The 14096-nt window shown below is 72.7% G+C and carries 12 protein-coding genes and 1 pseudogene; 9 read left to right on the forward strand and 4 right to left on the reverse strand.

Features of this window, described 5'->3' with window-relative positions; genetic code table 11:
- The first annotated feature begins 1 nt into the window (after position 1).
- The 6 genes and pseudogenes from ACVDFE_RS22710 (at position 2) to ACVDFE_RS22735 (ending at position 5739) form a co-directional block, all read left to right on the forward strand.
- On the forward strand, positions 2 to 781 hold the full coding sequence (locus ACVDFE_RS22710; protein WP_458431753.1) for an SCO3242 family prenyltransferase: 780 nt from the start codon (positions 2 to 4) through the stop codon (positions 779 to 781).
- A complete protein-coding gene (locus ACVDFE_RS22715; RefSeq protein ID WP_458431754.1) occupies positions 778 to 2106 on the forward strand; it encodes an EboA domain-containing protein in 1329 nt (442 codons plus the stop codon). The genes ACVDFE_RS22710 and ACVDFE_RS22715 overlap by 4 nt, the downstream gene beginning before the upstream one ends.
- Positions 2106 to 2960, forward strand: coding sequence for a TatD family hydrolase (locus ACVDFE_RS22720; protein ID WP_458431755.1), 855 nt, complete (start codon positions 2106 to 2108; stop codon positions 2958 to 2960). Before ACVDFE_RS22715 ends, ACVDFE_RS22720 begins: the two co-directional genes overlap by 1 nt.
- Positions 2957 to 4040: pseudogene (eboE, locus tag ACVDFE_RS22725) on the forward strand (metabolite traffic protein EboE). The gene ACVDFE_RS22720 and the pseudogene eboE overlap by 4 nt, the downstream one beginning before the upstream one ends.
- Positions 4037 to 5425: an alkaline phosphatase family protein gene (locus ACVDFE_RS22730; protein WP_458431756.1), complete on the forward strand. Its 1389-nt coding sequence runs from the start codon at positions 4037 to 4039 to the stop codon at positions 5423 to 5425. Before eboE ends, ACVDFE_RS22730 begins: the two are co-directional and overlap by 4 nt.
- Positions 5422 to 5739: a helix-turn-helix domain-containing protein gene (locus ACVDFE_RS22735; RefSeq protein ID WP_360389539.1), complete on the forward strand. Its 318-nt coding sequence runs from the start codon at positions 5422 to 5424 to the stop codon at positions 5737 to 5739. Before ACVDFE_RS22730 ends, ACVDFE_RS22735 begins: the two co-directional genes overlap by 4 nt.
- 95 nt (positions 5740 to 5834) lie before the next feature.
- Here ACVDFE_RS22735 and ACVDFE_RS22740 read toward each other — a convergent pair whose 3' ends face one another.
- Positions 5835 to 6311, reverse strand: a complete 477-nt coding sequence (locus tag ACVDFE_RS22740) for a roadblock/LC7 domain-containing protein (RefSeq protein WP_458434380.1) — start codon at positions 6309 to 6311, stop codon at positions 5835 to 5837.
- A gap of 5 nt (positions 6312 to 6316) precedes the next feature.
- On the reverse strand, positions 6317 to 6691 hold the full coding sequence (locus ACVDFE_RS22745; RefSeq protein WP_360389536.1) for a hypothetical protein: 375 nt from the start codon (positions 6689 to 6691) through the stop codon (positions 6317 to 6319).
- A 342-nt stretch (positions 6692 to 7033) separates the two neighbouring features.
- Here ACVDFE_RS22745 and ACVDFE_RS22750 point away from each other — a divergent pair, with 342 nt between their 5' ends.
- Together ACVDFE_RS22750 and ACVDFE_RS22755 are read left to right on the forward strand one after the other, a co-directional pair.
- Positions 7034 to 8437 (forward strand): RICIN domain-containing protein, encoded by a 1404-nt coding sequence (locus tag ACVDFE_RS22750; RefSeq protein WP_458431757.1) that lies wholly within the window; start codon positions 7034 to 7036, stop codon positions 8435 to 8437.
- Positions 8438 to 8509: 72 nt separating this feature from the next.
- The gene (locus tag ACVDFE_RS22755; protein ID WP_458431758.1) at positions 8510 to 10756 is read left to right on the forward strand and encodes a glycosyl hydrolase family 95 catalytic domain-containing protein; all 2247 of its coding nucleotides are present in this window, start codon (positions 8510 to 8512) and stop codon (positions 10754 to 10756) included.
- On the opposite strand, the gene ACVDFE_RS22760 is transcribed toward ACVDFE_RS22755, so the two are convergent.
- Positions 10757 to 11602: a cellulose binding domain-containing protein gene (locus ACVDFE_RS22760; RefSeq protein WP_458431759.1), complete on the reverse strand. Its 846-nt coding sequence runs from the start codon at positions 11600 to 11602 to the stop codon at positions 10757 to 10759.
- A gap of 238 nt (positions 11603 to 11840) precedes the next feature.
- Positions 11841 to 12842 (reverse strand): LacI family DNA-binding transcriptional regulator, encoded by a 1002-nt coding sequence (locus ACVDFE_RS22765; protein ID WP_458431760.1) that lies wholly within the window; start codon positions 12840 to 12842, stop codon positions 11841 to 11843.
- A gap of 233 nt (positions 12843 to 13075) precedes the next feature.
- Here ACVDFE_RS22765 and ACVDFE_RS22770 point away from each other — a divergent pair, with 233 nt between their 5' ends.
- Entirely contained in the window at positions 13076 to 14074 is a 999-nt protein-coding gene (locus ACVDFE_RS22770) for a LacI family DNA-binding transcriptional regulator (RefSeq protein WP_458431761.1), read from the forward strand.
- The last annotated feature ends 22 nt before the right edge of the window (positions 14075 to 14096 follow it).

Below are 14096 nucleotides of genomic sequence, written 5' to 3' on the forward strand. Positions count from 1 at the left end.
GATGAAGGCGTACGTGGAGCTGGTGCGCGCACCGGCGGCGCTCACCGTGCTGGGGGACACCCTGGTCGGCGCGCGGAAACCGTTGCGGGGCAGGGGACTGCTGCTGCCGCTGGCATCGGTGTCGCTGTACTGGGCGGGCATGGCGCTCAACGACTGGGCCGACCGGGACCTGGACGCGGCCGAACGGCCGGAGCGCCCGATCCCGTCCGGCCGGGTCGCACCGGACGCGGCACTGGCGACGGCGGCGGGCCTGACCGCGCTCGGCGTCGGGCTCGCCGCGGCCGCCGGGCGCAACGCACTGCCGCTCGCCGCCGCCGTGTGGGCCTATGACACCGCGTTGAAGGCCACGCCCGCCGGGCCGTTCGCGATGGCCGCGTGCCGTGCGCTGGACGTCCTGCTGGGCGGCCGGGCCGTGCTGCCCGCGGGCCTGATGGCCGCGCACACCCTGGGCGTCACGGCGTTGTCGCGCGGTGAGGTGCACGGCACGTCGCCCGCCACGGCGAAGGCGGTGCTGGCGGGCACGGTCCTCACCGCCGTCGCCGCGGCCGTGTCGTCCCGGCGCATCTCCGGGATCGCGGGGGCGCTGGGCTACGCGGTCACGGTCGGGCGCGCGCAGTGGAACGTGGTCCAGGACCCGAGCGCGCGGAACGTCCGCACCGCCACGAAGGAAGGCATCCACGGCATGGTGCTGCTGCAGTCCGCGCTCGCCGAGCACGGTGCCGCACTGCCGGTCGTGCTGCCGCTGGCGCAGGCGCTGAGCAGGAAGGTGAGCCCGACATGACGTTCCACCTGGGCTACGGCACCAACGGTTTCAGCAACCACCGCCTCGGCGACGCGCTCGCCGTGATCGCCGACCTCGGCTACACCGCCGTGGCGCTGACCCTCGACCACCACCACCTCGACCCGTTCGCCGACGACGTCGCCCGGCAGACCGACCGGCTCGCCGCCCGCCTGCACGAGCTGGGCCTGCGGGCCGTGGTGGAGACCGGCGCGCGGTACCTGCTCGACCCGCGTCGCAAGCACCACCCGACCCTGGTCAGCTCCGACCAGGACCGCCGGGTCGACTTCCTGGTGCGCGCCAAGCGGATCGCGGCCGACCTCGGCGCGGACTGCGTGTCGTTCTGGTCGGGCATCGGCTCGCCGGACGACTGGGACCACCTGCGCTCGGGGGTGGCCGCCGTGCTGGAGAACGGCCCGTCCGTCCCCATCGGACTCGAACCTGAACCGGGCATGGTCGTGCAGTGGCTGGAGCAGGCGCTGCGGCTGCGCACCGAGCTCGGCGACCCCGAACAGCTGCGGATCACCCTCGACGTCGGGCACTGCGTCGCCGTCGAGCCGCAGGACGCGGCCGCGTGCATCCGGCAGGCAGGTGAGCTGCTGGTCAACGTGCAGCTCGACGACATGCTGCCGGGCGTGCACGAGCACCTGGAGTTCGGTGACGGGCACCTGGACCTGCCCGCCACCCTCGCCGCGCTGACCGACATCGGGTACACCGGTGTCGCCGCGGTCGAGCTGCCCCGGCACAGCCACGCGGCACCGGACGTGGCGGCACGGGCGCTGCGGGCGTTGCGCGCGGCCCGGTGGCTGGCCGACGCCGAACGGGCGGTGCGGACCGACCCGAACGCGATCGACACCCTGTTCCCGGCCGTGGGCAGAGCGGTCGGAACGGGTGAGGACGCCGCCAGGGTCCGGCTGCTCACCGCGTTCGCCGACGCGACCGGCGACCCGGTCGACGGCCTCACCCGGCTCTACCGGTACGGCACCTCCGCGGAACGGCGCGGCGTCCTGCGCGGCCTCGCCGAGCTGGGCGACCGGGCTCCCGCCGCCGGTGTCGCGCTGGTCGAGGACGCGTTGCGCAGCAACGAGACCGGCCTCGTGGCGGCGGCGCTCGGCCCGTTCGCCACCCGGCACCTGGGCCGGCACGCGTGGCGCCACGGCGTGCTCAAGTGCCTGTTCATGGGCATCCCGCTGACCGCGGTCGACGGCCTGGACCGGCACTCGGACCCGGAGCTGCTGCGCATGGTGGCCGCGTTCGCGGAGGAACGCCGTGCCGCCGGCCGTCCCGTGCCCGCCGACGCCCTCGCCCTGCTCGGAAAGGCTTCGTGATGCGCATCTTCGACCCGCACATCCACATGACGTCCCGCACGACCGACGACTACGAGGCCATGCGCGACGCCGGGGTGGAGGCGCTCGTCGAGCCCGCGTTCTGGCTCGGGCAGCCGCGCACGAGCGTCGGGTCGTTCGTCGACTACTTCGACGCCCTGCTCGGGTGGGAGCGCTTCCGCGCCGCCCAGTTCGGCATCGCCCACCACTGCGCGCTCGCGCTGAACCCCAAGGAGGCCAACGACCCGCGCTGCGCCGAGGTGCTCGACGTGCTGCCGCGCTACCTCGCCAAGGACGGCGTGGTCGCGGTCGGCGAGGTCGGCTACGACTCGATGACGCCCGAGGAGGACGACGCGTTCGCCCGCCAGCTGGAACTGGCGCAGCGGCACGACCTCCCGGTCCTCGTGCACACCCCGCACCGCGACAAGCAGGCCGGTACCCGGCGCACGCTCGACGTCGTCCGCGAGTCCGGGCTGGCACCGGAACGGGTGCTGGTCGACCACCTCAACGAGACCACCGTGCGGATGGTCGCGGACGCGGGCTGCTGGATGGGGTTCTCCGTCTACCCGGACACCAAGATGGACGAGAAGCGGACGGTCGCGCTGCTCACCGAGCACGGCACGGACCGGATGCTGGTCAACTCCGCCGCCGACTGGGGCCGCTCCGACCCGTTGAAGACGTACAAGACCGGGCAGGCCATGCTGGACGCCGGGTTCTCCGCCGACGACGTCGAGAAGGTGTTGTGGCACAACCCGGTCGAGTTCTACGGCCAGAGCGGTCGGCTCGCGCTCGACCCGGTGACGGCGGGTGCGGTCGACGCGGCCACCGGCAGCTCGGTGCTGCGGGGTGAGCGGTGATCGCCTACTGCACCAACGTCCACCCGGCACCCGACCTGCCCGGCGTCCTCGCCCAGCTCGACCGGCACGCCGTGCGCGTGCGGGAGGCGCTGGGCGCGGACACGCTCCCGCTGGGGCTGTGGCTGCCCGCACCGGTCGCCCACGGCCTCGCCGAGGACGTGTCCGCGCGGCGGGCGTTCGGGGCGGAGCTGGCGGCGCGCGGCCTGACGGTGTCGACGCTGAACGCGTTCCCGTACGGCGACTTCCACGAGGAGGTCGTCAAGCACAAGGTGTACTTCCCGACGTGGACCGACCCGCGGCGGCTGGAGTACACGAAGGACTGCGCGACCGTACTGGCCGACCTGCTGCCCGACTCCGCCTCGTACGGCAGCATCTCCACCCTGCCGCTGGCGTGGCGGGAGCCGTGGACGTTGATGGACGACGGCGCCGCGACGGCCGCGCTCGCCGAGCTCACCCGGTTCCTGCGCGAACTGCCCGGCCGGCCGGTCAAGCTCGCCGTCGAACCGGAACCGGGCTGCGTGCTCGACACCGTCGCCGACGCGGTCGGCTGGCTCGCCGGCCGGGCCGACCCCGAGCTTCGTCGGGCTGTGCCTGGACACCTGCCACCTCGCGGTGTCGTTCGCCGACCCGGTGGCGGCGGTCGAGTCGATCCGGCGGGCGGGGCTGTCGATCGTCAAGGTGCAGGCGTCGGCGGCGCTCGAAGTCGCGGAACCCGGCACCGAGGAGGGCAGGCTGGCGGTCGCGGCCTACGGCGAACCCCGGTACCTGCACCAGGTCCGGGAGAACGCGCCGGGCGGCGTGCTGGCCGCGGACGACCTGCCGGAGGCGTTCCACACCCTGCCCGCCGAGCACCCGTGGCGGGTGCACTTCCACGTGCCGCTGCACGCCGTGCCACCCGCACCGCTCACGTCCACCACCGACGTGCTCGTGGCCGCGGTCGCGGCGGTGGACCCCGGTACCCACGTCGAGGTCGAGACCTACACCTGGACGGTGCTGCCGGGGGCGGGCGACCTGGCCGACGGCATCGCGGCGGAGCTGCGGTGGGCGCACCAGCACCTGGCGGCGGGGGTGGCGGCGTGAAACCACTGGTGGTGCTGAACGTCGTCGGCATGACCCCGGCGCTGCTGGCCCACATGCCGAACCTCGCGCGGCTGGGCTGGCAGGCGGAGCTGGGCACGGTGCTGCCGGCCGTGACGTGCAGCGCGCAGGCCACGCTGCTCACCGGCCTCACCCCGGCGCGGCACGGGATCGTCGGCAACGGCTGGTACTTCCGCGACCTCGGCGAGGTCCACCTGTGGCGCCAGCACAACCGGCTCGTCGGCGGCGAGAAGCTGTGGGAGACCGCCCGCCGCGCCCACCCCGGTTACACCGCCGCCAACATCTGCTGGTGGTACGCGATGGGCGCGTCCACCGACATCACCGTCACGCCCCGGCCGATCTACCACGCGGACGGCCGCAAGTCGCCGGACTGCTACGTCCGCCCACCCGGCCTGCACGACGAGCTGGTGGGTGCACTGGGGGAGTTCCCGCTGTTCCAGTACTGGGGTCCCACGGCGGCGCTGGCGTCCAGCGAGTGGATCATCGGCGCTGCCAGGAAGGTGTTCACCGAGCAGCGGCCCGACCTGCTGCTGGTCTACGTGCCGCACCTGGACTACGACCTCCAGCGGTTCGGCCCGTCGTCCCCGCAGGCGGTGAAGGCGGCGGCGGACGTGGACCGCGCGCTGGCGCCGTTGCTGGCCGATGTCGCGGACGCCACCGTGGTCGCGTTGTCGGAGTACGGCATCACGGACGCGCGCCGGCCGGTGGACGTCAACCGCGCACTGCGCGCCGCCGGTCTGCTGGAGGTCTACGCGCAGGCCGGGATGGAGTACCTGGACCCGTGGACGTCCCGGGCGTTCGCGGTGGCCGACCACCAGGTCGCGCACGTGTACGTCGCCGACCCGGCCGACGTGCCGCGCACCAGGGCGGTGCTCGCCGAGCTGCCCGGCGTCGACGTGCTGTACGACCGCGAGGGGCAGGCGGCCGTCGGACTGGACCACGAACGGTCCGGTGAGCTGGTCGCGGTCGCCGAGCCGGACGCGTGGTTCACCTACTACTACTGGACCGACGACAACCGTGCGCCGGACTTCGCCCGTGGCGTGGACATCCACCGCAAGCCCGGCTACGACCCGGCGGAGCTCTTCTTCGACCCGGCCGACCCGCTCGCGAAGGCCAAGGCGGGGCTCAACCTGGCCCGCAAGAAGCTCGGCCTGCGGTACGCGATGAACGTCGTGCCGCTGGACCCGTCGTGCGTGCGCGGCACGCACGGCAGATCGCCCGACCGCGCGGCCGACGGCCCGGTGCTGCTCTGCTCGGACCCGGCGGTGCCGCCGTCGGTCGAGCGCACCGGGCGCGTCGCCGCGACCGAAGTACGGAACCTGTTGCTAGCGCTGCAGGGCATGCCCGCAGAGGAGTTCAGCCGATGACCAGACCGCTCACGTCACGCCCCACCCGGCGGGAAAGCCACCTGACGGCGGTCCCCGCGGTGCGCCAGGACCACACCGTGGCCGTCGGCAAGGAACCCACGGCCGCCACCCGCCGCCTGCTGCGGCTCATGGGCACCGGCGCCACCGACCGGGCGATCGCCCGCGAGCTCGACGTCAGCCTGCGCACCCTGCACCGGCGGATCGCGCGGCTGCAGTCGTTGCTCGGCGTGCAGTCCCGGTTCCAGCTCGGCGTGCTCGCCGCGGAGCTGGAGTGGCTCGTGGTGTCCCCGCCTCGGCAGGCCGTGGGCGAGTGAGAACGGGCCCGCCGGCCGCTGTGGGACGCGGCAGCGGCAGGCGGGCCTCCCTCCTGCTCGCCACGCAGATGCCGGAAAGGCGCGGAGCAAGGGGGTCAGCGGCGGTTGGCCACCGCCTCCTGCAGCAACGCCAGGGCCTGCTTCGCCACCACGTTGAACATGCCCATCGTCGTGTCACGCGTGCCGAGCACGACCAGCAACGTGTCGGCGTCGACGCCGAACACCCCGGCCTGACCGGAGTCGCCCTCGAAGAACACCGCCCGCGGGCTGCCGACACCGGCCTGCGCGGTGAACTGGTTCGCGAGACCCGCCGCCGCCGCGGCCATCGCCGCCACGCCGTCGTCCTGGACGCCGCGGGTGACGGCGCACAGCACCAGGCCGTCCCTGGTGGCGACCAGCACACCGTTGATCGCGATCGAGTCGATCGACCCGTGGACCTCCGCCAGCGCCTCGGTCATGACCTTCGCGTCGGTGCCCGGCAGGGGAGTGGTGACCGGGCCGTGGCTCGGTGTCGTCGCTCCGCGCCGGCGCGTCGGCAGGGCTTCCGGGGACGACGACGGGTGGATGAACATCTCGTTCACACCGTGAGGTCGGCTTCGATGGCCCTCAGGCTGTGCCTGGCGAGGGCCAGGTTGGCCCGCTCCCGGTCCAGCACGAGGTACAGGAAGAGCATCGACGAGCCCCGCTTGCCCGGGGAGAGCAGCCGGATCAGGTGGTACTGGCGCTGCAGGGTGATCAGGATGTCCTCGATCTCGTCGTTCAGCTTGAGCGCCGAGATGACCCGCTGCTTGGACCGCACGACCTCGGTGTTCCCGGCCGCCGCCACCTCCAGGTCGAGCCAGTCGCCACCGCCGATCGACCCCAGCGACATCCCGCTGTCGTAGTCGACGAGCGCGGCCCCCACCGCGCCGGTGATGGTCATGGCTTCTTTCAGCGCGGTATCGATGTTCATCCCGGCGATTTCCCCTCGTGCGCGAACGGTCACACGCGGCGACATCCCCCGTGGGCCGCGTGGTGGATCACCTTACGTCGCAGCGAGTCGCCCGGCCATGGCCGTTTGGAGCAACGTGTGGACGGTCCGTGCTCCTATGAGGACCGCGTCCAGGACGGCCCGATCGTCGTCTGATCCCAAACGTTCTGCGGGAGCGGTGCTAAACGTCCTGTGTGGACTTTAGCTGCCGAACGGGGTGTGGCGGTGTTCTGTCATCCCCCGGCCGCCGTCTTGACGCTCGTCCGAAACCGCTGCTCTCATGGGCCGATGAGACTTTGGAAAGCGCTTACCACATTACGCCTGTTGACCTCCGTCCTCCTCGTGGCCGGGCTGCTGACCGCGGGCACGACCGCCGCGCAGGCGTCCACCGCCGGGTTCCGGGGCGTCAACTGGGCCGACCAGCGCGACAACTTCGTCAACGGCGTGCTCTACCCCTCGGGGCTCAGCGCCTCGGACACCTACTCCTCGGCCGCCACCGTCGCCGACCGCGTCGTCGGCGGGCTCTACGCCGTCACCGGCGCGAACACCGTGCGGTTGCCGGTGAACGAGCCGACGGTGTCGACCTACTGGGGCACCTACACCGGTGCGATCGACACGGCGCTCACCAAGGGCAACGTGATCCTCGCGTACTGGGCGCACACCGGTGGCCGGCCGCAGAACCAGGCGGCGTTCCAGCAGATGTGGGACCGGGTGGTCGCCAAGTACGGCTCGCACCCCAACGCCTACTTCGAGGTCATCAACGAACCGCACGGGTACAGCACGGGCGACCTCAACAACATGTACAACGACTGGCTGAACAGGTACTCGTCCGTCCCGCGCGGCCGGGTCGTCCTCGACGGCGCCGGCCTCGCCCAGAACGTCCCCGCGGTCGGCGGCGACAGCCGGCTCAACGGCACCCTGCTCGCCGTGCACGACTACTCGTTCTTCGCCGGCTTCGAGAGCGAGACCGAGTGGGCCGACCACATCGGCAGCTACATCGGCGCCTACGCGAGCCGCACCATCGCCACCGAGTGGGGCGGCGCGATGGGCCCCGGCACCAAGAACGGCGTGTACTTCGACGCGGTTGACTACAGCGTCCCCAGCGGTTCCTACATGGCCGACTACGTCCGCGGTGTCGCCGCGAAGCTGCGCAGCCTCGGCATGGGCAGCGTCTACTGGCCCGGTCTGCGCGACGGCGACTGGTACAGCATGACCACCCGCAGCGGCACCGGCCAGAACACCGCGCTGACGCTGACGAACCCGTCCGGCCTCCAGCAGCTGCGGCACTCCTGGGGCCTCGGCGACAACGGCTCCACCACCGTCGAGATCCGCAACGTCGCGACCGGCTGGTACGTCGACGGCCTCGGCCGCAGCACCGACGCCGCGGCCGGTCAGGGCACCGGCGGCACCAGCGCCAGCCAGCGCTGGGTGGTCGAGAACACCGGTTCGTTCGTGCGCTTCCGCAACACCGTGACCGGCCTGTACCTCGACGGCGCCGGCCGCACCGGCAACGGTTCCGACACCGGCCAGCGCGCGAGCAGCACCGCCACGAGCCAGCAGTGGACCGTGGTGACCGGCAAGGCCAGGGGCAACGACATCCGCATCCGCAACCGCGCCACGGGGCTCTACCTCGACGGCATGGGACGCACGGCGACGGCGGCGAACCTCGGCCAGTGGAGCGACAGCAACAGCACGAACCAGCAGTGGCGGATCCTCCCGGCGGGCTGAGCCGGTCACCGCGGAATTCGCCTCGGGCCGATTCCTTGACGCTGGGGAAGGTGGCGTGGTCACCTTTCCCACGTGTATCGAAGCGCTTCGATTTCGGATTCGGCGCTGTGGTTTCGCACGCCGGCAGCGGTGTGGGAGGAAGCCCTGCCGCTGGGCACGGGCCGGCTGGGCGCTATGGCGTTCGGCGGTGTGCGCACGGAGCTGTTCCAGCTGAACGACGACCGGTTGTGGACCGGTGGGCCGGTCGCCGCGGTGGCGGGTGATCCGGCGGTGGTGGAACGGGCCCGGCGGCTCGCGCTGGCGGGGGATGCTGCTGGGGCGGAGGAACTGCTCAAGGCGGTGCAGGGCCCGGACACGGCCCGGTACCTGCCGCTCGCGGACCTGCGGTTGGAGCTGCGGGTCGGGGACGCTGCCGTGGAGGACGCGGCGGCGGAGGGGTACGAGCGGCGGCTGGACCTCGCGACCGGGGTCTACTCGGTGCGCTGCCGGGCCGGTGGCGCCGGGGTGGTGCGGGAGGCGGTGTGCCACCCCGGGTTGCACGTGCTGGCGTGGCGGGTGCGGGTGGACCGGCCGGTCGAGGTCGGGGTGCGGCTCGACAGCGCGCTGGCCGCGGAGGAGTTCGCGGACGGGGACGTGGTGGGGCTCGCCGGTGCGGTGGGCATGGCCTACGCCGCCGCAGTCCTCGTCGACCGGACCGACCACGCTGACCGGACCGACCACGCTGACCGGACCGACCGCGCTGACCGGACCGACCACGACGGCCCGCACACCGTCACCGTCTACGTGGCCACCGAAGCCGGCCACCGCGGCCCCGCCACCGACCCCGAACGCGACCCCGCCGTGTGCGCCCGGCTCGCCACCGACCGCGTGCGGCGGGCCCGTGCGCTCGGCTGGTCCCGGTTGCGCGAGGAAACCGTTGCCGCGCACCGGGAGCTGTTCGACCGGGCCGACCTCGACCTCGGGCCTGCGCCGGACCTGCCCACCGACGAACGGATCGCGGCGCCCGACCCCGCGCTGGCCGCGCTGCTGTTCCGGTTCGGCCGGTACCTGCTGATCACGAGCTCACGGCCGGGCACGCTGCCCGCCAACCTCCAGGGCGTCTGGAACCCGCACGTCGACCCGCCGTGGCGCGGCAACTACACGCTCAACATCAACCTGCAGATGAACTACTGGCCCGCCGAGGTCACCGGTCTGCCCGAGTGCCACGAGCCGTTGCTGGAGTTCGTCGAAAGGCTTGCCGTCCGGGGCGAACAGGTCGCACGTGAGCTGTACGGCCTGCCCGGCTGGACGGCGCACCACAACAGCGATCCGTGGTGCCCCGCCACGCCGGTCGGTGCGGGCGCGGGGGACCCGGCGTGGGCGAACTGGCCGTTGGCCGGGGCGTGGCTCGCGCTGCACCTGTGGGAGCACTACGAGTTCGGCGGGGACAAGGGTTGGTTGCGCGAGCGGGCGTGGCCGGTGGTGCGCGGGGCCGCCGAGTTCTGCGCCGGCTGGCTCGTCGAGCACGACGGCGGGCTCACCACCGCGCCGTCGACGTCGCCGGAGAACCACTACCTCGACAGCGCCGGCCGTCCGGTCGCGGTGGGTGTCGGGTCCACAATGGACCTCACGCTCATCGCTGAGCTCCTCGCCCGTCTCGTCGACGCCGCCGAGGTGCTCGGGGTCGAGGACGAGCTCGTGCGACGGTCGAGGGAGCTCCTGCCACGGCTGCCTTCCCCGCCGATCGGCAGCCGCGGGCAGCTGCTGGAGTGGGCCACCGAGCTGCCGGACGCCGAACCGGGTCACCGGCACGTGTCGCACCTCGTCGGCCTGTACCCCGGCAACCGGATCGACCCGCACCGCACACCGGAGCTCGCGGCGGCGGCACGAGAGGCGTTGCTGGAACGCGGTGACGCGGGCACGGGGTGGTCGCTCGCCTGGAAGACGGCGCTGTGGGCCCGGCTCGGCGACGGTGACCGCGCCGGGGAGCTGCTGGCGCTCTTCCTCACCGACGTCACCGCGGAGGGCGCGCACGGCGGTGGTGTCTACCGCAACCTGTTCTGCGCCCACCCGCCGTTCCAGATCGACGGCAACCTCGGCATCACGGCCGCGATCGCCGAGATGCTGCTGCAGAGCCACGCCGGCGAGCTGCGCGTGCTGCCCGCACTGCCACCGGCCTGGCGGCGCGGCTCGGTGCGCGGGTTGCGGGCCCGCGGCGGGCTCACCGTCGACATCGCCTGGGACGACGGGGAGCTGACCGGCGTGGTGGTGCGCGGTGGTGGGGCGCGGACGGTCGCGGTGCGGTACCGCGACCGCCTCTTCCACCTGGACGTGACCTGATCACACCACCGTGCAGGCGAACCCGTTGAGGCTGAACGCACGCGGCGCGGTGTTGGTGCTGCCACCGCTGGCGGTGAACCCGGCCGGCACCGTCCGGCCGCGCGGGATCGCCTGGTTGTAGGACACGGCGGTCGCGGACACGTCGGCGCCCGTCTGCCGGTGCGTCGCGTTCCACATCTCCGTCACCGTCTGGCCGTTGGCGAACTTCCACCGCAACGTCCAGCCGGTGACGTCGGTCGTGCCGGTGTTGCGGATGGTGACGTCGGTGCGGAACCCGCCGGGCCACGAGTTCGTGACGCGGTACTCGACCGAGCAGCCGGTCACCGGCTGCGGCGCGGCCGGCGTGGTCGTGGTCGGCGTCGGGACGACCGGGTCTGGGGCCGGCGGCGGGACCGGGGTGCTCGGCCGGACGCACGGCGGCCCCCACCGGCCGAGGCCCTTCGCCGACGCGGACGCCTCGGCCTCGCGCAGCACGCGGTCGTCGCCCGCCTCGCTGCGCACCATGCCGAGCTCGACGGCCAGCACCGCGTAGTCCGTGCCGTCGGCCAGCCGCAGCGACCCGGTCGACGTCGACTCGACCGGCTTCTCCAGCAGCACCGTCCGCGCGAACGCCGTGGCGGCGTCCGACCAGCACGCGTCGGGCTCGGCCAGGCCCTCGACCTCGACCTGCTCGCCGTCGGAGAGCTGCACGGTCCGCACGTCCAGGACCCGTTGCACGGTCGTGGTCAGCGCCTCCTTGCGCGGCGGCTCGATGGTGGGGACCTCGGCCTGCACCGGCTGGGCCGGTGGTGCCGGCGGCTCGTCGTCGCCGCAGGCGCTCGCCGCGCCGGCGACCAGGACGGCCACGACCAACAGCGATGCGACGGGTCTTGTCCTGATGGCGCCCAGTAGTTTTCTCATCGCCCCTCTGCGGCAAGGAGCCGTCGGCGCTCGTACCACAACCGGTTCGGCCGAACGGCTGATCTCGTCACGGCAGGCTACGTCGCACGTCCAAGGCGCGGAAGAACTTTCACGTAATTGGAATGCGCGTTGTCGTTCGACGCATTCGAGTCGAATCGCGTCGAACGCGGACGGGAAATCGTTGTCAGAGAACGGCGGTGCTGCCGCGGTCGGTGAGCCGGGGTTGCAGCAGCCGCACCTCCGGCGCGTGGTCGTGCGCGAGGCGGGTCATCACCATCTCGACCGCGATGGCGCCCAGCTCCTGCGCGGGCACGGAGATCGACGTGAGCGGCACGGGCAGGTCCTGCGCGAGGTCGTCAGGGCACAGCGTGATCACCGACAGGTCGCCGGGCACGTCCAGCGAGCGGCGCCGCAGCTCGAGCACCAGCTGGCCGAGGACCGCCTCGTTGTGCACGACCAGGCCGGTGGTGCCGCGGTCGGGGTGCAGCACCTCGTCCAGGCAGGCCGCGACCGAGTCGTAGCCGGGAGCGCAGGAGTGCACCGACGCGGGCAGGGCACGCCTGGTGGTCTCGCTCTGGAACCCGGCCAGCAGCCGGGCGGCGTAGCTGGTGCCGCGCTCGTAGACCGACGGGTGCGAGCCGATCAACGCGATCGACCGGTGGCCGCGGTCGGCCAGGTGCGCCGCCATCTGCCTGCCCGCGCTGGTGAAGTCGAGGTCGACGCAGCTCAGGCCGCTGTGGTCGTCGGGCATGCCGATCAGCACCACCGGGGCGTCGACCGCGCGCAGCTCGGGCACCCGCGGGTCCGCGCTCTCGACGTCCATCATGATGATCGCGTCCGCCATGGACCGCGCCGTGACCCGGTGGGCCTCGCCGGGACCCGCCTCCTTGGTCAGCAGCAGCACGTCGTAGTCGTGGCCGCGGGCGGACGCCACGATCGACGACACGAACTGCATGATCACCGGCATGTTCTGGTCCGACCGCAGCGGGACGACCAGGCCGAGCACCTGCGAGCGGTTCGACGCGAGTGCGCGCGCACCGGCGTTCGGGTGGTAGCCCAGCGCCACGATGCTCTGCTCGACGCGGCGCTTGGTCTCCTCCGAGATGCTCCGCTTCCCGCTGAGCACGTACGACACCGTGCTCATCGAGACGCCGGCGTGGCGGGCGACCTCTTTGATGGTGATCATGCCCGCCCTTCGGGTTCGCCACGAGTGGTGGCGATCATCGTAGTGCGCGCGGAACGGCGTCGCGCAGACGTCCGGCGGCTCCGGCGCGGCCCTCGCGGCACCACCCGGCGGTCGAACAGCGGTGGGCATTCGTCGAAATCGTCGAACGGAAGTCGTTCTCTTGACGCCCGCGTTTCGACTGTGTCACGGTACTGAACCACGTTCGAAGCGCTTCGATTTGCGGAGGTGTCGACGTGGTCACCATTGTTGACGTGGCGAGGCACGCGGGAGTCGCGCCCAGCACCGTTTCCTACGTGCTCACCGGCAACCGCCCGGTCTCGGCCGACACGAGGGTCCGGGTGCGGGAGAGCATCCAGCTGCTGGGCTACCACCCGCACGCGGGCGCACGGGCGTTGGCGAGCAGCCGCTCGAACGTGATCGGCCTGGTCCTGCCGCTGCGCGAGGGCGTGCAGCTGCCGGTGGTCATGCGCTTCGTCACCTCCGTCGTCACCGCCGCCCGCCAGCACGACATGGACGTGCTGCTGGTGACCGCCGACCAGGGCGCCGCGGGACTGCGGCGGCTGGCGAACGGCGCCAGGGTCGACGGGTGCGTGGTGATGGACGTCGGCCTGGACGACGAGCGCCTCCCGGTGCTGCGCGAGCTGGGCCGCCCGGCCGTCCTGCTCGGGCACCCGGCCGCGGTCAAGGGCTTGACCTGCGTCGACCTGGACTTCGAGGCGGCGGGCGCGCGGTGCGTCGACCACCTCGCCGAGCTTGGTCATCGCAGCATCGGGTTCCTCGGCGCGCCGAGCGTGGTCTACGCGCGCAACACCGGCTTCGCCCAGCGAACGCTGGCGGGGTTCAGCTCCGCGGCGATGCGGCGCGGTGTCGCGTCGACCGCGTTGCCCGCCGAACCGCGGTACGACTCGGTGCACGCCGTGGTGGGCACGCTGCTGCGGGAGCTGCCGCGGATGACGGCGCTGGTCGTGCACAACGAGGCCGTGCTCGGCTGGGTGCTGGAGTGCCTGCGCGCTGAAGGCAGGCGGGTGCCCGACGACGTGGCCGTGGTGGCGATCTGCCCCGACGAGCTCGCCGAACGGCTGCGGCTCACCTCGGTCCAGCTGCCGGCCGAGGCGCTGGGGCGGCGGGCCGTCGAGCTGCTGGTCACCAAGCTGAACGGCCAGCAGGCGCCGCCGCTGACGCTGCTGCCGCCGAACCTGTCCGTGCGCACCGGCCCGCAGCGCCCGAGCTGATTCGCAGATGGTTTCGCCGCAA

The sequence above is a fragment of the Lentzea chajnantorensis genome, from assembly GCF_054300775.1.